The organism is Paraburkholderia graminis (assembly GCF_003330785.1).
GTDB classification, from domain to species: Bacteria; Pseudomonadota; Gammaproteobacteria; order Burkholderiales; family Burkholderiaceae; genus Paraburkholderia; species Paraburkholderia graminis.
Map to the genome: position 1 here is coordinate 175499 of NZ_CP024935.1, position 18387 is coordinate 193885.

Annotated in this window: 18 protein-coding genes; 3 read left to right on the forward strand and 15 right to left on the reverse strand. The window is 63.7% G+C overall.

Annotation, left to right across the window (positions count from 1 at the left end; all coding sequences use genetic code 11):
• Positions 1-21 precede the first annotated feature (21 nt).
• The gene (locus tag CUJ91_RS18995) at positions 22-915 is read right to left on the reverse strand and encodes an amidohydrolase family protein (protein ID WP_114156856.1); all 894 of its coding nucleotides are present in this window, start codon (positions 913-915) and stop codon (positions 22-24) included.
• A 2-nt stretch (positions 916-917) separates the two neighbouring features.
• Complete coding sequence (locus tag CUJ91_RS19000; RefSeq protein WP_114156857.1) at positions 918-2240, reverse strand: MFS transporter; 1323 nt, start codon at positions 2238-2240, stop codon at positions 918-920.
• A 164-nt stretch (positions 2241-2404) separates the two neighbouring features.
• Between CUJ91_RS19000 and CUJ91_RS19005 the strand changes: the two genes are divergently transcribed.
• The gene (locus tag CUJ91_RS19005) at positions 2405-3148 is read left to right on the forward strand and encodes a GntR family transcriptional regulator (protein WP_114156858.1); all 744 of its coding nucleotides are present in this window, start codon (positions 2405-2407) and stop codon (positions 3146-3148) included.
• Positions 3149-3298: 150 nt separating this feature from the next.
• Complete coding sequence (locus CUJ91_RS19010; RefSeq protein WP_029966609.1) at positions 3299-4609, forward strand: MFS transporter; 1311 nt, start codon at positions 3299-3301, stop codon at positions 4607-4609.
• Between the two features lie 81 nt (positions 4610-4690).
• Here the strand turns inward: CUJ91_RS19010 and CUJ91_RS35125 are convergent, their stop codons facing one another.
• The 9 genes from CUJ91_RS35125 to CUJ91_RS19050 all read right to left on the reverse strand — a co-directional run bounded on the left by CUJ91_RS35125 (position 4691) and on the right by CUJ91_RS19050 (position 13484).
• Entirely contained in the window at positions 4691-4825 is a 135-nt protein-coding gene (locus CUJ91_RS35125; RefSeq protein WP_006049077.1) for a hypothetical protein, read from the reverse strand.
• Positions 4825-5880 (reverse strand): permease, encoded by a 1056-nt coding sequence (locus CUJ91_RS19015; RefSeq protein WP_006049078.1) that lies wholly within the window; start codon positions 5878-5880, stop codon positions 4825-4827. The genes CUJ91_RS35125 and CUJ91_RS19015 overlap by 1 nt, the downstream gene beginning before the upstream one ends.
• 25 nt (positions 5881-5905) lie before the next feature.
• The gene (gene mnmH / locus CUJ91_RS19020; RefSeq protein ID WP_053859609.1) at positions 5906-6973 is read right to left on the reverse strand and encodes a tRNA 2-selenouridine(34) synthase MnmH; all 1068 of its coding nucleotides are present in this window, start codon (positions 6971-6973) and stop codon (positions 5906-5908) included.
• A 186-nt stretch (positions 6974-7159) separates the two neighbouring features.
• Positions 7160-8230 (reverse strand): selenide, water dikinase SelD, encoded by a 1071-nt coding sequence (gene selD, locus CUJ91_RS19025; protein ID WP_114156859.1) that lies wholly within the window; start codon positions 8228-8230, stop codon positions 7160-7162.
• 120 nt (positions 8231-8350) lie between these two features.
• The gene (locus CUJ91_RS19030) at positions 8351-9352 is read right to left on the reverse strand and encodes a transketolase family protein (protein ID WP_114156860.1); all 1002 of its coding nucleotides are present in this window, start codon (positions 9350-9352) and stop codon (positions 8351-8353) included.
• Positions 9349-10212 carry a transketolase gene (locus CUJ91_RS19035; protein WP_114156861.1) on the reverse strand — a complete coding sequence of 288 codons (864 nt, stop codon included), beginning with the start codon at positions 10210-10212 and terminating at the stop codon, positions 9349-9351. Before CUJ91_RS19035 ends, CUJ91_RS19030 begins: the two co-directional genes overlap by 4 nt.
• A 36-nt stretch (positions 10213-10248) precedes the next feature.
• A complete protein-coding gene (locus CUJ91_RS19040; RefSeq protein WP_029966601.1) occupies positions 10249-11577 on the reverse strand; it encodes an MFS transporter in 1329 nt (442 codons plus the stop codon).
• Positions 11578-11627: 50 nt separating this feature from the next.
• Positions 11628-12377 carry an SDR family NAD(P)-dependent oxidoreductase gene (locus CUJ91_RS19045; protein ID WP_029966600.1) on the reverse strand — a complete coding sequence of 250 codons (750 nt, stop codon included), beginning with the start codon at positions 12375-12377 and terminating at the stop codon, positions 11628-11630.
• A 210-nt stretch (positions 12378-12587) separates the two neighbouring features.
• Positions 12588-13484 carry a LysR substrate-binding domain-containing protein gene (locus tag CUJ91_RS19050; protein ID WP_044020952.1) on the reverse strand — a complete coding sequence of 299 codons (897 nt, stop codon included), beginning with the start codon at positions 13482-13484 and terminating at the stop codon, positions 12588-12590.
• 228 nt (positions 13485-13712) lie between these two features.
• Here CUJ91_RS19050 and CUJ91_RS19055 point away from each other — a divergent pair, with 228 nt between their 5' ends.
• Entirely contained in the window at positions 13713-13940 is a 228-nt protein-coding gene (locus tag CUJ91_RS19055) for a hypothetical protein (protein WP_006049086.1), read from the forward strand.
• Between the two features lie 22 nt (positions 13941-13962).
• Here CUJ91_RS19055 and CUJ91_RS19060 read toward each other — a convergent pair whose 3' ends face one another.
• The 4 genes from CUJ91_RS19060 to CUJ91_RS19075 form a co-directional block, all read right to left on the reverse strand.
• A complete protein-coding gene (locus CUJ91_RS19060) occupies positions 13963-15792 on the reverse strand; it encodes an ABC transporter ATP-binding protein (RefSeq protein ID WP_029966597.1) in 1830 nt (609 codons plus the stop codon).
• A 126-nt stretch (positions 15793-15918) separates the two neighbouring features.
• A complete protein-coding gene (locus CUJ91_RS19065; RefSeq protein ID WP_114156862.1) occupies positions 15919-16500 on the reverse strand; it encodes a DUF3005 domain-containing protein in 582 nt (193 codons plus the stop codon).
• A 180-nt stretch (positions 16501-16680) separates the two neighbouring features.
• Positions 16681-17763, reverse strand: a complete 1083-nt coding sequence (locus tag CUJ91_RS19070; RefSeq protein ID WP_341868931.1) for a TadG family pilus assembly protein — start codon at positions 17761-17763, stop codon at positions 16681-16683.
• A gap of 49 nt (positions 17764-17812) precedes the next feature.
• A complete protein-coding gene (locus CUJ91_RS19075; RefSeq protein ID WP_114156864.1) occupies positions 17813-18316 on the reverse strand; it encodes a TadE/TadG family type IV pilus assembly protein in 504 nt (167 codons plus the stop codon).
• Between the last annotated feature and the right edge of the window lie 71 nt (positions 18317-18387).

Genomic DNA, 18387 nt, shown 5'->3' on the forward strand with positions numbered 1-18387 from the left:
CCTTTCGAATCCGGCTCAGGCTTAGATCGCGCGTTGCAAAGCGGCGTTCGGTGCGCTTGCGTCCTGCGGCGCGGCAGATTCCGTAGCGAATCCATAGAACGACAAGGCCGTTTTGCGCACGATTGCATCGAGATCCTCCGCATGAAGGCCGAGATCGAGCAGCGCGGACAACGATTCGCCGTAGCTCGTGACCGCTTCGTATTGCGTGTGCGGCCAGTCGCTGCCCCACATCAGGCGATGCGCGCCGAAGTGCTCGATCAATTGCGCCGTTGCGTCGGCAACGAACGGCGAGCCCGGCGCCGCACAGCGATACGCGCCCGACACCTTGACCCACACGCTGCCCGTGCTGCCATAACCGAGCAGCGCTTTGAAACCGCGGTCCTGTGTGCCCAACGCGGGATCGGGCCGGCCGAAATGATCGACGACGACTCGCACGCCGCGCTCGAGAAGCCGGTCGATCATCGGCGCGAGATCGATTGCGTTTCTGTGCAACTCGACATGCCAGCCGAGCCGCGCGACGTTATCGAAGAGGGACGTCCAAGGTTGTGCGCCGAGATCCGGCAGCGTCTGCTCCATCAGATTGAGACGAATGCCCGTCACGCCGCGGCGGTGCATGTCCGCCAATTCACTCGTGCTTATGTCGGGCGCAACGACGACGACGCCACGCAGGCGCTCGCTCTGCGCGGCCAACGCCTGCAACAGATAGCCGTTGTCCGTGCCGAGAAAGCTCGGCTGCACCAGCACCGCATGCGTCATTCCGTGCGCGTTGAGCAGCGGCAAATAGTCGTCGAGTGTTGCATCGTAGGCGGGCGCGTAGCGCCGCTCGCCGCTCAACGGCAAGCCTCGCTCGAAAACGTGCGCGTGCGAGTCCACGCCGCTGTGTGCAAACGGGAGTGAGGAGACCAGTGCGTTCATATTCAACTACGCGGGGAATTCAGGGTGAGATGCGCGGCGTCAGTGGCGTCCGCAGCGCTAGGGCGATCGGCGGACTGATCCGGCGCCGTGCCGCGCAGACGCTTGCCGCGCGTTTCGGGAAGCAGCAGCACGGCGATCATCGCGAGCCCGTACGCGATGGCCGCGTCGATGCCGATGGCCGCGCCGAGCGACATCGAATGGCTCATGTAGCCGACCAGCACCGGAAAACCCGCCGACGCAATGCGCCCGAAGTTGTAGCAAAAGCCGACGCCGGTGCCACGCATGTCGGCGGGATACAGTTCGTTGAAGAGCGGCCCGAGGCTCGCCGGAATGCCCGCCGCGAAGAGGCCGAGCGGAAAGCCGAGCACCAGCATTTGCGTGTTCGTCAACGGCAGCATCACATACGCGAGCACGGTGACGATGCAGCAGAAAGCGAACAACGCGATATTGCGTCGACGGCCGATGCGATCGAGCAGATACGCGCTCAGCATGCAGCCGCACCAGAATGCGACGATCACGACCGCGAGATAGCCACCCGTGTTCAGCACCGACAGATGCCGCTCCTTCGCGAGAAACGTGGGCAACCACGACATGATTGCGTAGTAGCCGCCGTGAGCGCCCGTGCCGAGCACCGCGCCGATGAGCGTCGTGCGCAGCACACGCGGCTGGAACACCTGCACGATCTGGCCGAGCGCGGATACCCTGGCGTGCGCGTCGACGCCGACGGGCGCAACCCGCACCGGTTCCTTCAGATTACGCCGCACGAACAGCACGAGCCCGGCGGGCAGCAGGCCGACTGCGAACATCACGCGCCACGCGGTGTCGCCGGGCAGCCAGGAAAACACCGCGGCGTAGACCAGCACCGCGCCGCCCCAGCCGACGGCCCAGGCACTTTGCACCGCGCCCATCGCGCGGCCGCGATGCTCGGTGCGGATCGTCTCGGCCATCAGCACCGCGCCCGCGGCCCACTCGCCGCCGAAGCCGAAGCCTTGCAGCGCCTTGAGCAGCAGCAGTTGCGGGAAATTCTGCGCGAATGCGCACAGGAACGTGAAGCCGGCGAACCAGAGAATCGTCATCTGCAACGTGCGCACGCGGCCGAAGCGGTCCGACAGCGCGCCCGCAATCCAGCCGCCGAGCGCCGACGAGATCAGCGTGACGCTGCTGATCGCGCCCGCTTGCGTATGGCCGATGCCATAGGCCGCGATGATCGCCGGAATGGCGAGCGTGAACATCTGCACGTCGAGCGCGTCGAGTCCCCATCCGGCGAAGCAGCCCCAGAAGGTGTTGCGCTCCACCGGCGTACTCTCTTTGTACCACCTGAACATAGCCATCTCCGTCCGTCGTTCTGTCCGAATTCATGCAGTCATATATATGAATGTATGAATCTTGCACTCGATTCCGCGCGCGGTCATTGGGTAATAACCCTTGCTCGCCTGAAACCGGCGCGATGCGGTAGAGTGGTGACTCCTCTGTATAACTGTATGAATCCATGAACACGGCGTCTTTCGCGTCAAGGCCGGACGACCGGCTGCCCCGTTACCAGCAATTGCGCGACGACCTCGTCAGCCGCATCGCCGCCGGCGAGTGGGCGCCCGAAGAGGCCATCGCCACCGAGGCCGAACTGGGTCAGTTCTACAACGTTTCCACCGGCACCGTGCGCAAGGCAATCGATCTGCTGGTCAGCGACGGCGTGCTCACGCGAACCCAGGGCAAGGGCACGTTCGTGCGGCGGCCGCGCTTCGACTCGTCGCTGTTCCGCTTTTTCCGCTTCGTTTCGCGCGACGGCCAACCTGTGCTTCCCACGGCGCGTGTGCTCAAGCGCGAGATCGTCAAACCGAACGAGGAGATCCGCGACGCGTTGCGCATGAAGGCTTCCGAAAAAGCGATTCATTTGTCGCGCGTGCGCATGATCGAACGCCGAACGGTTCTCGCCGAAGAAATCTGGCTGCCGCGCGCGCGTTTCGAAGCGCTCGCCACGTTGCCGCTCGATCAGTTCGAGGACCTGCTGTATCCGCTGTACGAACGGCTGTGCAAACAGATGGTCGCATCGGCGACGGAAATTCTCCGCGTCGAACAGGCTACCGCCGAAACCGCCACGCTGCTCGGCATCAAAACGGGCAGCCCGGTGATTCTCGTTCACCGCGTGGCTTCCGACTTCGCCGGCGCGCCGTTCGAATGGCGCAGCACGCGCGGCGCGGCCGATACGTTCCAGTATCAGGTCGACATCCGCTGAACGCCACGCCGGCGTTTTCTTCTCTCTCACGCAAGACCCCGTGTGCCCGCGCTATGCGGGTATCACCTCATGGCGTCGCACCGCGATTCATACAATCATATATATGACTGTATCAATATTGCCCGATGCAATCCGGCAAGCGGAGAAACCATGTCCACACAACTCACATTCGAGCAGCAGGTCATGAAGAAGATGGCGTGGCGGTTAATGCCGCTTCTCATCATCATGTTCCTGATTTCGTTTATCGACCGGCAGAACGTCGGCTTCGCCAAGCTGGAGATGGTGCACGCGCTCGGTATGACCGAGGCGTCGTACGGATTGGGCGCGTCGCTGTTCTTCATCGGCTATCTGCTGTTCGAAGTGCCGAGCACGCTCGCGCTGCATCGCTTCGGCGCGCGCGCGTGGCTTGCGCGCATCATGCTGACGTGGGGCGTCGTCACGGTATTGATGGCGTTTGCCCGTTCGCTGCCGGTGTTCTACTCGTTCCGTTTTGCGTTGGGCGTCGCGGAAGCCGGGTTTTATCCGGGCGTCATCTATTACCTCACACAGTGGTTTCCGCAGAGCTATCGCACGAGAGTGCTGGGCTTTTTCACGCTCGGCAGCTCGCTCGCGAACATGCTCGGCTCGCTGATCGGCGGGCTCCTGCTGACGCTCGGCGGCACGTGGGGTTTCGCGGGCTGGCAGTGGGTGTTCATCGCGACCGGCTTGCCCGCGGTGATCGTTGCCTTCGTCGCGCTCAAGTACCTGCCGAATTCGGTTAGCGACGCGCCGTTTCTGTCGCAACAGGAGAAGGACGTCGTGCTCGCCGCGCTGAAACGCGAGGCCTCGGACGCCGCGAAGGCGACGCATCCGTGGGCGGCGCTGCTCGATCCCAAGGTGTTGATGTTCGCGCTGACGTACATGCTGATGTCGACGTCGCTGTACGGCGTGACGTACTGGATGCCCACGCTGCTGAAGAGCGACGGCGTGTCGTCGTCGCTCAACGGTGTGCTCAACATGATTCCGTGGGCGCTCGCGACGCTGCTGCTGCTGTGGCTTCCCGGCAAACTCAAGCGCGAGCGCGTGGTGTTGAAGGCGATGAGCCTTGTTGCAGCGGTCGGCGTGGTGGGCTTCGCGTCCAGCCTCGTGCTGCCCACCGCCACGCTGCGCTTCGCGGCGCTGTGCCTCGGCGGCGCATGCATTCCGTTGCTCTATCCGTGCTTCTGGTCGCTGCCGCCGCGCTTTTTCTCGGGCGCGCGCGCCGCGGCGAGCGTTGCGGCGATCAATGCGATCGGCAATCTCGGCGGCTTCGCGGGACAGAACCTGATGCCGTACGTCGGCAAGACGGCGCACAGCCAGATCGCGCCGATGCTGGTGCCGACCGCATGTTTGCTGACGTTGGGAATCGGCACCGGCATTGCCGCGTTGATCGGCGCGCGCCGCCGCGTAGCACTTGAAACAGCGCCGCTGCGTTCGAACTGATAGACGGGTACAAAAAAACGGCCGCGCAACTGCGCGGCCGTATGCATTTACGAGCCTGAATCACGCACGCTCAAATCGGCTTCAAGGACGAAGCAGATCGAAGCTCGCCAGCACCAACACTCCGGTCACGGCGATGAGCGCCACCGAATGTTGGCCGAAGTAGAGAAGCGCCGCCGCCGACCACGACGCCAGCGTAAATACCGCAAGCTTTTTCATCAGAACCTCAACACCGCCGCGAGCAGGCCGCTGACTACGCCGCAGATCACCACGGCCAGCGCGACCACGCTCAGCACGCGCTTCGGGAACGAGCGCCCGAGCATCGCCATCGACGGCACGCTGATCAAAGGCAGCGTCATCAGCAGCGCGCCGGCCGGGCCGGCGGCCACGCCGAACGACAGCATCGCCTGGATGATCGGCACTTCGCCGGCCGTCGGAATCACGAACAGCGTGCCGGCGATGGACAGCGCGACGATCCACAACACGCTGTTGTCGATATCCGGCCCGACATGCGGAAAGAGCCACGCGCGCGCCGCGCCGAGAATCAGCACGAGCACGATGTATTCGGGCACGAGACGCAGCGTCATCGTGCCGAGGATTTTCACCCAGCGCGTGAAGGCGTTGCCCGGTTCGTCTTCGGTGACGAGTTGCGCGATGGCTTCGCGCGACGCCTGGGCTTCCTTCGGCGTAACCATGCGGTTCACCAGGTAGCCGAGGCCAAACACCATCACGAGGCCGAGCGCGAGCCGCAGGCCCATCCATTGCCAGCCGAGCACGAAGCCCATGAAAACCAGCGTAGCCGGATTCAGCGCGGTATTGCCGAGCCAGAAGGCGATGGCCGCGCCGGGCGCCGCCTGACGCGCGCGCAGTCCCGCGACCACCGGCGCCGCGCAGCAGGTGCACATCATGCCGGGCAACGACATGAGGCCGCCTTTCACGACGCTGCTGAAGTCGCTGCGGCCGAGCGCGCGTGCGACCCATTGCGGCGGAATCAGCGCCTGCACCGCGGAGCCGAGCAGCAACCCCAGCACCATGGCTTGCCAGATCGCCTTGCCGTACGCGAACGCGTAGTCGATTGCGGATTGCCACGACGCTTCCGGCGCGCTCGCCGACGTGCCCATCAGAATGGACTTGCCGATCGAATGCTGGCTCGCGGCGACGAACGCGCGGTTGTAATACGGAAACCACTTCACATAGAAGAGTCCGACGACGGCGATCGCAAGGAACACGATCCAGCCAAGAGCGACGCGGGGCTGGCGAAGGGTTGATTGCATGTTGTTTTCAAACGTTGATGTTGAGTCAAACAAGCGCGAACGAGCGCTTGTCGAGTTGCGCGAGAAGCGCTTTGGCCTGGTCGACGACGTCGGCGTCGTTCGGCCGGAATTCGATTTGCAGCGCCTGCGGCAAGTGCACGAAATGCTGATGGCTGCTGCGCGCGTAAGCGGGATCGTAATGCAGTTCAATGAGCGCGTTCGCGAGTTCCTCGCGCCGGTTTTCGTCGACGAGTTTCTGCCAGCCGGCCACGCGCTCGCGGCTATGCAAGCCGATCAGGCGCTCCAGTTGCGTCTTCAGCAACGCGGGGTCGTCGAACAGATGCGCGTAGTCGTGAAGCAGAAACGCCGAGCGGTCTTCGCGGCTCGTCGCCACTTCGACGCACGCGCCGCGATGAAACGTCTCGAGCAGCGCGAGCGGCAGCGTAATCGCACCGATGCGGCGGCTCTCCGCTTCCACGAACACCGGACGCGCGGCGTCGAAGCCGCGCAGCGCGCTCACGAGCAACGTGTCGAAGCGTTTCTGCGACGGCTGCGCCACACCCGCCCATGCGCCGAGCAGCGAGCCGCGATGCGCGGCCAGCGCTTCCAGGTCGAGCGTTTGCGCGCCGGCTTCGTCGAGCGCCGCGAGCAGCCGCGTCTTGCCGCTGCCGGTCGGGCCGACCAGCGCGACGTAACGGAACTGCGTCGGCAGCGTGACGAGCGCCTCGACAGTCGCCCGCCGATAAGTCTTGTAGCCGCCGTCCAGTTGACGCGCCGGCCAGCCGATCATATTGAACAGCGACGTGACCGAGCCCGAACGTTTGCCGCCGCGCCAGCAATAAACGAGCGGCCGCCAGTTGCGTGGCCGGTCCGCGAACGTGGTTTCCAGATGCCGCGCGATGTTGCGCGCGACCAGCGCCGCGCCGACCTTCGTCGCCTCGAACGGCGACACCTGCTTGTACATGGTGCCGACGATCACCCGTTCCTCGTTGCTCAGCACCGGCGCGTTCATGGCGCCCGGAATATGATCCTCGGCAAACTCGAGAGGCGTGCGCACGTCGATGATTTCATCGAAATCACCGGCTTGATCGAGGCTGACGAGTAGGTTTTTCAAGGGCGTGCCGACACGAAACGGGACAAAAAGCAGAGAACGACGGAAACCGGGCAGCAACGCGTGCCAAGGGGCGCCGCAACGTCACAAGGCCACCGGAAAGACCGAAATTATCGCATGCGCCGCGAGTGGCGGCAGGGCGCGGCTTTCTGAACGCTTACGGGCCGGCTTGTGGGCCGCCGGCTCCTTTTAGACGACGTCCACGCGCGGCTCGCCGGCAACCATCTCGCCGATCACGCGGGCGTCGCCGAAACCGTCGGCATGAAAGAGGGCGAGGACGTCGTTGACGGCGTCCGGCGAACACGACACCAGCAGGCCACCCGAGGTTTGCGGATCGGTGAGCAGCGTGCGCGCGGTCGAAGGCAACGTCGCGGGCAATGCAATGTCCTTGCCGTACGCGTCCCAGTTGCGCCCCGACGCGCCCGTGAAAACGCCGGCTTCGGCAAATTCGACGACGCCCGGCAGCCACGGCAAATCGGCATAGCGCACGCGTGCGGTCAGCTTCGAGCCGCGCGCCAGTTCGAGCGTGTGGCCGAGCAGCCCGAAGCCCGTGATGTCGGTCAGCGCGTGCACGCCGTCGAGCGCGGCGAGTTGCGCGCCTGGGCGGTTGAGTTTGGTTGTCGCGCCGATCATCGCCGCATAGCCGTTCGCATCGAGCCGGTCTTTCTTCAGCGCTGCCGACAGCACGCCGACGCCGAGCGGCTTGCCGAGAATCAGCACGTCGCCGGCCTTCGCGCCCGCGTTGCGCTTGACGCGCCGCGGATCGACCACGCCGATCGCGACCAGACCGTAGATGGGCTCGACCGAGTCGATCGAATGGCCGCCTGCGAGCGGAATGCCCGCGTCGGCGCACACGGATTCGCCGCCCTTGAGCACCGCCGCAATTACGTCGTGCGGCAAGACATTGATCGGCATGCCGACGATGGCGAGCGCCATCAGCGGTTTGCCGCCCATTGCATAGACGTCAGAGAGTGCGTTGGTCGCGGCAATGCGGCCGAAGTCGAACGGATCGTCGACGATCGGCATGAAGAAGTCCGTCGTCGCGACAATCGCCTGTTCGTCGTTGAGCTTGTAGACGGCGGCGTCATCGGCGGTATCGTTGCCGACCAGCAGGTCGGGAAAGAACGGCAGCGGCGCGCTGCGCTTGAGCAGGTCGGCGAGCAGGCCGGGGGCAATTTTGCAGCCGCAGCCGCCGCCGTGCGACAGGCTGGTGAGGCGGGGCGAGGGCGTGGACTGAGCTTGGGCTTGAGCGTCGATCATTGTGGCGCGAATTTGTGGCTTCGAATGATCGCATTATGAAGCTTGTCGGCGTGGCGCGCTGCGGGCCGTGCTGCTAATGCACGCACGCGCCACGCCGAATCTTCACGCAACTTCGAAAGCTCAGCCGAGCCAGCCCTTGATCGCCGCCGACATCGCGGACGTCGAAATGCCGTAACGATCATGCAGCGTGGGCAACGCGCCCGCAGCGAGAAACGCGTCGGGCAGCGCAACCTGGCGGAACGGGCACGACACGCCCGCGCGCATCAACTCGGCCGCAATCGCTTCGCCCAGGCCGCCGATCGTCGTATGGTTTTCGGCCACCACGACGAGCCGCCCCGAGCGCTTTGCCTCGCGCACGATCGTCGCCGTATCGAGCGGCTTGATGGTCGGCACATGCAGCACGCCGACGCCGATGCGGTCGTTCTCCAGCGCCTTCGCGACTTCCAGTGCGCGCATCGTCATGATGCCCGACGAGATCACCAGAACGTCGGCGCCGTCGCGCAGCATCTTCGCCTTGCCGAGCTCGAACGTGTAGTCGTATTCGTCGAGTACGGCGGGCACGTTGCCGCGCAACAGACGCGCATAAACGGGACCGTTGTGCGCGGCAATCGCGGGCACCATCTGTTCGATGTCGAGCGCATCGCACGGATCGATCACGGTCATGTTCGGCATCGCGCGCATCAACGCGAGGTCTTCAGCGGCCTGATGGCTTGGACCGTAACCCGTAGTGAGCCCCGGCAATGCGCAGACGATCTTCACATCGAGATTGTCTTCGGCGATCGCCTGATGCATGAAGTCATACGCGCGGCGCGTCGCGAATACGGCATACGTCGTGACGAACGGCTGCGCGCCTTCGTGCGCGAGGCCGGCCGCCGCGCCCATCAGCAATTGCTCGGCCATGCCCATCTGATAGTAGCGCTCGGGGAATTCCTTCGCGAAAATGTGCAGGTCCGTGTACTTGCCGAGGTCGGCCGTCATGCCGATCACGTTGCTCTTGTGCCGCGCGAGTTCGACGAGCGCGTGACCGAACGGCGCCGAGCGAGTGAGCTGGCCTTCGCCTGCAATCGACGCGATCATCGCCGAGGTCTTCAGGCGCGGTTTGCTTGCGGTGACGTTGCTCATGCGTGACTCCCGATCTCATGCGATTTCGTTGTTTCCAGTGCTTCGAGCGCGAGTTGCCATTCGTGCGCGTCGACGCGGATAAAGTGGTTCTTCTCGCGCTCTTCGAGAAACGGCACGCCGCAGCCCATGCGCGTATCCGCGACGATCATGCGCGGCTGCTCGCCAGGATGCTTGCGGGCCGCGTCGAATGCGGCGGCCACTGCGCCAATGTCGTTGCCGTCGACGCGCTGCGTGAACCAGCCGAATGCTTCGAGCTTTTCGACGAGCGGCTCGAACGCCATGACCTGGGTGGACGGTCCGTCGGCCTGCTGATTGTTGACGTCGACGATAGCGATCAGGTTGTCGAGCTTCCAGTGGCTCGCGGACATGATGCCTTCCCAGATCGCGCCTTCGTCGAGTTCGCCATCCGAGAAGAGCGTGTACACGAACGACTTCGAGCCCTTGCGCTTGAGCCCGAGACAGCGGCCCACCGCGATCGTCAGGCCGTGGCCGAGCGAGCCGCCGGACATCTCCATGCCGGGCGTGTAGCTCGCCATGCCGGACATGGGCAGACGGCTATCATCGCTGCCGTAGGTTTCCAGTTCGGCGGCGGGCAGAATGCCGGCTTCGAGCAGCGCCGCGTACAGCGCGATCGCGTAGTGTCCGTTGGACAGCAGGAAGCGGTCGCGCTCTTCCCATTCCGGATCTTCCGGTCGATAACGCATCGCGCCGAAGTACGCGACGGCCAGCACGTCGGCGATGTCGAGCGCCTGGCCGATGTAGCCCTGGCCCTGCACTTCGCCCATTAACAACGCGTTTCTGCGGATGCGATAGGCGCGCTCGGCAAGCGATGTCGCCGGCGCATTGAGTGGACTGTTCATGTCGTCTCCTGAGATCAGTCGAATAGTTGAAAAGGATCAGCGGTTCACGGACTTCGCGGGCACGAGGAACACGAGGCACGCGCCGAGCGTGACCGCGGCCGAGATGAAGATGAGCCCCGCGGTCGAACGGCCTGTCAGGTCGTTAAGCCAGCCCACGATGGCCGGTGAAAAGAAGCCCGCGAGATTGGCGAAGCAGTTGACCGCCGCGATGCCGGCCGCGGCCGACATGCCGCCGAGCAGCGCCGTCGGCAGCGACCAGAATTGCGACGACGACGCGAGAATGCCCGCCGCCGCCACGCTCAAGCAGACGATCGACGCGGGCACGCTGCCGAGCGTCGGCAGAATCGCGAAGCCTGCGGCGGCGATCAGCATCGGAATGGCGAGATGCAGCCGGCGTTCGCGGCGACGGTCCGCGCTCATGCCGACCAGCGGCAATGCAACGATCGCGCACAGATACGGAATCGCGGTGAATACGCCCACCCACAACGGATCGGCGACACCCGATTTACGAATGATGGTCGGCAGCCAGAAGGTCAGGCCGTACTGGCCGAGCACCACGCAGAAGTAAATCGCGGCCATCAGCCACAAACGGCGGTCGCCGATGAACGAGCGAATCGAAACATGAGCGGTGGTATGTGCGTTGTCGCCGGCTACATTGCGGGCAAGCAGATTCTTTTCCGACTCGGTGAGCCACTTCGCTTTCGCGATGCTGTCGTCGAGATACAGCAGAATTGCGACGCCCAGCACGAGCGAAGGCAGCGCTTCGAGCAGGAACAGCCACTTCCAGCCGGACATATTCATCGCGCCGTGAAGCGAATGCATGATCCATCCGGACAGCGGGCCGCCGAGTATGCCGGCAAGCGGAATCGCCATGAAAAAGAGCGACAGCGCCTTGGCTCTGCGCGTGGCGGGAAACCAGTACGTCAGATAAAGAATCACGCCGGGCGCAAAGCCCGCTTCGGCGACGCCGAGCAGAAAGCGCAGCGCGTAGAACGCGGTGGGCGTCTTCACGAAAACGAACGACGCCGAAATCACCGCCCATGTCAGCATGATTCGCGCGAGCCACTTGCGCGCGCCGACACGATGAAGAATCAGATTGCTTGGCACCTCGAACAGAAAGTAGCCGAGAAAGAAGATGCCCGCGCCCATGCCGTAGACGGTCTCGCTAAAGCGCAGATCGTTGAGCATTTGCAGCTTGGCGAAGCCGACGTTCACGCGATCCAGATACGCGCCGAGATAGCACAGCATCAGAAACGGAATCAGCCGGCGGCTGACTTTCGCGTAGGTTCGCGACTCGAAACTCGTCGAGTCCGCGGGCGCGAGCAGCTCGCCGTCGATAGGCGAAGCGGTGTATTTCGATTTCATGTTTGTCTCCTTCCATGTGCCCTGGGTGAGTCCCAGGTGCGAGGCGTCCGTCAATGAATGAGCATGCCGCCGTTCACGTCGAGCGTGATGCCCGTGAGATAAGTGGACAGATCGCTCACGAGAAAGAGGCACGCATTTGCGACGTCGGCCGCATCGCCTAGCCGGCCGAGCGGAATGCCCTTGATGATGTCGGTGCGCATCTCGGGCGTGAGTTTGTCGCCGGTGATGTCGGTCTGGATCAGGCCCGGCGTGATCGAGTTCACGCGGATGCTGTCGGGACCGAATTCGCGGGCCATCGCTCGCGCGAGACCGAGCACGCCGGCCTTCGCCGCGCTGTAATGCGGGCCGCCGAAAATGCCGCCGCCGCGCTGCGCCGACACCGACGACATGCACACGATGCTGCCGCTTTTCTGTTCCTTCATCGCGGGCAACACGGCTTGCGACATGTACAGCGTGCCGCGCAGATTGACGTCGACGATCGCGTCGAAGCCTTCGGCGCTGATGTCGAGTGTGCGCACCGGCTGCGTGATGCCCGCGTTGTTGACGAGACCGTCGATGCGGCCATAGCGTTCGAGCGCCGCCTTCGCGGCCCTGACGCAGGCGGCTTTGTCGGTGACGTCGCAGGCGAGGCCGAGATGTCCGGCGCCGAGGTCGGCGGCCGCCGCTTTCGCATCTTCTTCGCGCAGATCGAGGATCACGACATGCGCGCCTTGCGCGGCCAGCGCTTTCGCCGTCGCCTTGCCGATGCCGCGCGGCGAAGCCGCGCCCGTGACGATAACCACCTTGTTCTCGAGCAGCATCACTTGTCTCCTGAATGTTGATGTGATGGCGCAAGTGTCCGGCAGGCCGCAACCCGCATCAACGCGGTACGGCTCAACTATGCTTGAGAAATTTTCAGGTGTTCATGCGGGGAAGCGCGACGCTTGCTGCGCGGCGGTTTGCGGGCAGCAAGGCAGCAAGCGGTGTGCTCGTGATGATGGAATACCCTGGTGCCGAAACGCCCGCGATATTCAGGCCGCGCGCGCCTGATGACCGATTTCCCGCTCGATCCACGCGATGAATCGTGCGACTCGCGGCAGCTCCGCATTTTGCGGCGGATAAACCAGATGATGCGCGCCGACTTCGACCGCATGCGAATGGTCGAACACCGGCACGAGCGCGCCTTCGCGGATGCGAACCGACGCAAGCATCAGACTTTCTAGCGCGATGCCGAGGCCGAGCGCCGCCGTTTCGAGCGACATGTACGAGCGGTCGAACGAGAAGTCGAAGGTCTTATGCGCGGCCGGCACGCCGGTGCGCCCGAACCATTGCTTCCATTGAACGAGCGGTGTCTCGGAGTAAATCAGCCGATGCGCAAGCAGATCTTCCGGCGCGTTGACCGGATGGTTGCGCAGATAAGCGGGCGACGCGAGCGGCGCGATGAATTCGTTGCGCAGCGTGCGGACTTCGAGATCGCGCCAGTTCGCGTAGCCGTGCCGTATGTCGATATCGTAATAGCCGCTCGTGAACGACACGTCTTCATACGAGCAGGCGAGATTCAACTGGATATCGCCATTGGCTTCCTGAAACGATGCGAGCCGCGGCAGCAGCCACATGAGCCCGAAACTCGGGCTCGAATGCACGCGCAGAATCTCGACCTCGGTGCGGCTCGATGCGCGTTCGGTCGCGCGGCTCAGATCCGCGAGAGAACCTGTCACGTCGGATAGATAGCGCTCGCCCGTCGGTGTCAGCACGAGGCCGCGGCCCGAGCGATAGAACAGCGCCTGGCCGATGACCGACTCGAGATTGCTGATCTGATGGCTGACCGCCGAAGCAGTCAGGCCGAGTTCTTCCGACGCGCGGTTGACGCTCCCGGTGCGGGCCACGCTCTCGAAAGCGATGATGGCTTTGACGGGTGGGATGCGCATGTGAAGTCTGGTTCGCTGTTCGTTATGAAGTGTTCCCGATGCTGACCCCGGCCACACGAGGGCAGTAGTGCGGTAAACCATGAAGCGCCTCGTGCGGTGCAGCAAGTGCGCGAGCGCAGCCGCGATTATCCGTCAATCGCCGAAAAGTGCCTCGCCGGTACGCGCTTTGCTGCCTTCAGTTCGGGTCGATGCGGGCGGCAAGCCGAAGCTGGGGCATGGAGGCGTGACATGGGATGCGGCGCGAAGGGTGTCATGACGTTGGGGCACGAAAAAGACGTTGCCGGCGAGGAAATGCTCAACATGCAGCACCTTGAAGCGAGCCCGGACGGCGAGTTCGTTCTGCTCGTGGAAACCGAGCGTTCCGAATGGGGCGTGCAGCAGCAGACCAGTTACCGGATGCCTGCGAAACGCCTGATCGAGTTGATCAGGACAGAGGGCGAACGCATCGGCGATTAATGCATCTCCGATGCACGACGTGTCAATTCATCGTAGGCGCGGGTGTCCGGCGGTTATGGCGCGCAAGCGTATCGCGATAGATGCCCGGCACCATCGCCAGTTTCGCGGGCGTGCCTTCCTGAACGACGCGGCCGCGATTCATCACGATGATCCGGTCGAACGACTGCAACGTCGACAGTCGATGCGCGATCGCAATCACCGTGCGATTTTTCATGAGGCGTTCGAGCGCGGCCTGAATGACGATCTCCGATGCGGTGTCGAGCGCGGACGTTGCCTCGTCGAGCAGCAGGATCGGCGAGTCCTTCAGGATCGCGCGTGCAATCGCAATGCGCTGACGCTGTCCGCCGGACAGCTTCGTGCCGCGATCTCCCGCTATCGTGTTCAGGCCGTCCGGCAATGCGGCGATGAAGTCCATGCAGCTCGCGTCCTCGCACGCGCGCTTCACGTCGGCTTCCGTTGCATCGGGACAGCCGTAGCGGATGTTATCGAGCAGCGAGCGATGAAACAGCGTGACGTCCTGAGGCACGACGGAAATCGCCGCCTGCAGACTCTGCAACGTCACGTAAGAGATGTCTTGATCCGAAATGCGCACGCATCCGTTGGCGGGATCGTAGAAGCGCTGAAGCAGCGCGAGCACCGTCGACTTGCCCGCGCCGGACGGCCCGACCAGTCCCACGCGCTCGCCCGCTTCGATATGCAGCGTGAGGTCGCTCAATACACGCCTGCGCCCCGGATAAGCGAACGAAACGTTGTCGAAGTCGACGGTCGCCTCGCGCACGATCAGCGGTATCGCTTTCGGCGCTTCGGGCATCGCATGAGGCGTGAGCAAGGTTTGCGATGCTTCCGCGAGACGCGCGACGTGCTGCGTCAAATCGACGAATGCCACGGCGACGTCGCGCGAACCGTGCAGAATCGCAAAGCCTAGTGAGCCGACGAGAACCACATCGCCGGTGGTCGCGCGGCCTTGCGTCCACAGCCAGATCGTCCAGCCGAGCAGCGCCGCCGACAGCAACGCAGTCGCGAACGCGTGCACGAGACGCAGCTTCTCCAGATACAACAGACTGCGCCTGCGTGCCACGGCTTCGGCTTCGAGATGGCCGTCGAAGCGCCGCAACTCCGCGGGCACCGCGCTGAACGCGCGCACCAGGCCCATATTGCCGATCACGTCGACGAGTTCGCCGTCCACCGAAGCGGCCTGGCTCGCGAACGCCTCATGCCGCGAGGTGCCTTTGCGCGCGAGCCAGAACAGACACGCGGTGAGCAGCGCCGAAATGGCGACGAGCGCGATGCTCATCGGCAGGCTCACGGTTGCGACCATGACGATCGCGCCGATCACGGTGAGCGTCGGCGGCAATGCGGTCCACGCTACCGTGTTTTCGATTACGTAGACCGCGTTCGCCGTGGCCGACACGCGGCTCGACAGCACGCCCGGTTGCTTGTCCGCGAAGAAGGTCGGCGCGTGGCCCATCAGATAGTCGAACATGTCCTGGCGAATGTCGCCCGTCACGCGCACGAACGCGCGCGAGGAGACCCAGCCGGCGACGCGCCACATCAGGTTGTCCGCGAAAATGAGCCCGACGAGCACGGCGAACGCATACGCGACCGTCTGCGGATGCGCGCGTCCCTGAGGCAGTGCGTCGATCAGATTGCGGATGCCGTATTGCGACGCGAGCGCGAAGCCGACCGCAGCGACGACACTCGCGAGCACGATGGCGTGAGCCGTTTTACGGCGCGCGATGTAGCGCCAGATGAGACGAATCGGCCGGCCGGCGTAGCGCGACAGAACGCGCGAATGCCGCCGCCCGCGCACGCGGCTCGCGCGGCCCCGATCGCTGTGGTCGACGAGTTCCATGGTGCCCTTCCCGAACTTGCGCGCCGGCAGGCGACAGGTTTTCCTTCCATGCGGGAAAGGGTTCCATGTGTCCGGCGAAGGAGTTGCGCAAGGGGCATGCCTTGGGGCGGGGCGTGAGTCGTGCGCTTACCTGGCGGTATCGTCGATCGCGCCCGTTGCGTCGAACTGAATGACGTGCTCCGCCAACGAGCCGTTTCTTCGCTCGATATACACCGTGCCGTGATAGCTGACGCGCCAGCCGTCGCGCGGCGCGACGAGAGGAAAATTGCCGCCGGGTCGGCTGTCGATGCCGCCAAGTCCTGCCGCCGGCGCCGGCACATTGTTCTCGAGCGTCGCGTTCGATGAAATCACATTGTCGTGCCACGACGACTGTTCTTTGGCGGCTTCGAGACTCTTGCCGTCGGTGTCGACGGTGTTGTCGGTCGAAGCGGTGTTCGCGGCGTCGACGGAAACCGTGCGGCTCTTCGCGCGTTGCACCGGATCGGGAGAATCGGTGGTGATTGCATCGAGATCGATGGGCGGCAGATTCGCCGCGTTGTTCGTGCGTCCCGTCGGCTCGGCCGCGCCGGCGTTGCTTGTGCTGCCGAACTCCTTCGCCTGGGTGCGGGCGTCGGGAGAAGCCGTGCCGGTTGCGGGCGTTTGCGCCGGACTTTTTGCGGCCATCTCGTTCTGCTGCTTCTGGGTGGGATTCTGTTCCGCGTTTTGCATATCGATACTCCTGCCGTTAGTGACACGCCAAAGCGCCCGTGAAAGCCTTACATGAAGCGTTGAAAAAAGTGACTGGCGCCTGGGGTTCGCGGGCGGCTTGCGCCGTCGCGAACGCGGGTTCCTGATTGATCTCCGCAGCGAACGTTCCCGGCAGGTGGGTTCGCTGCAAACGTGTCACTCCTACTGCACCAGCCTTGGGGGAGTGTAGGCGCCGTAATTCGGTCCGACTCCTCCCGAGTTGGGCGTGCGGCAATGGCTCATGTCGTTGGACATCTGCACGAGAACGTAGGGACTCGAGCCATTCTTCGCATCCAGAATGTGCACGCAGGCGAACGCCACGACGGGCTGAAATCCGCTGGTCGCCGGATCGTTCACCACCGCCACGGTCGCCCACGCGCACTGCCCATTGCCGGCGGCACTACAGTCGCCCGCGCCCTTAAAGAGCGTATTTTCCGTGCCGGTCTGGATCCACGTACCCGGTGAAGCCCCAATGGAGAAAGTCGTACTGTTGCCACTCGTCAAGAGTCCTCTGGCATAGCTAGCACTGTTGTCATTGACATTAAACGTGGTCCACTGTCCCGACTCACAGGCGCCGTAGTGATAACTCGATCCGATCTGAAAGAAGTAAGGTTGGCCCTGTTGTTGTGCAACGCTTGTCCCAGGCAACGTATTATTGTTCGGCGACAACTTCGGGGAACTGGTGGCCGCGTTCCAGTAGTTGTCATATAGGCACTTGGACATGGCCAACGGAAACAATCCGCCAGGGCCCACATTACCGGGCGTGGAAAGCACCGCCGTCGCCACCGCACTGGCTTTCAGAATCTGGACGCCAAGCACGCTGCCGAAAAACACCGGCACTGCTCCGTTCGCGTTCGAGCCATCTTTGTGAATGGTCACCTGAACCGCCGGCAAGTCGGACGCTCCTGGTGTGAACGGCAGCGACTCGAGACCGTATGGCGTCCCTGTGGCGTTCCAGTAGCCGGTCGCTACCGTACTGGCTTTTACGTAGGCAGCTTGCACCTGGTTTGTCGCGGTCGACGTCGAAAACGACGACGCTTTTGCGGATGCCGTGATCCAATCCGGCTGCGTGGCAGTGGTGTTCCCGCATTCCGTGCGCCGCATCAGGCATCCGGCGCCGGCCATCGCCGCGGCGTCAGCCGCATTCTGAAGCTGGCTGCGTGCAACCAGCAGATTGCCGATGTCGATGGCAAGAGCTGCAATCCCCAACAGGAATAGCATGCAAAGCGCGACAGCGACGGCCACTGCCCCTTCCTGTTTCCGTCTGCTTTTTCCCGTGCGCATGACAGTCCCCTTATTCGTTGTTCATGACCGTGGTGGCGGTCAGCGTGATCGGCCCCGTCACCGCGGATAGCATTGCGCCCAGTCCTAGCCCGGCATACTGATAGGAAACCGTCACCGAGAGTGGCGTACCAAAGGCGCCGCCCTGGCCTGTCTGCGTGACTGTCGGCGTGTTGGCCGTTCCGAATGTCACCAGAAAGGAAGACGTGTAGCTCTGGACGACGTTTTTAATGTCCGCGCTGGTAGGCTTCGGGCTCTTGAGCACAATCCCCGCACGGGCTCCTTCGCGACTGGCGTTCGTAATCACCGCCTTGTCGTAAAGCGCAATCCCCAGTTCGACGGTTCCGAAAATGAGCAGCAGCAACAGCGGCAGGATCAACGCGAATTCCACTGCGGCCACGCCTGCCTGACGGCGCGATCGTCGCCGGCCCGACGCGTGCAGCGCAGGCGCATGACGTGATGCAGCCGAACTTTTCGATGCGGCATGCGCAGCGAACGGTCTCGTTTTGTGGCTCATTTCTATCCCCCTCTGGGCGCTGCTCGTTCGGTCATCCGATTGGTGAGCGCCGCGTTCTATGCCTCAACACC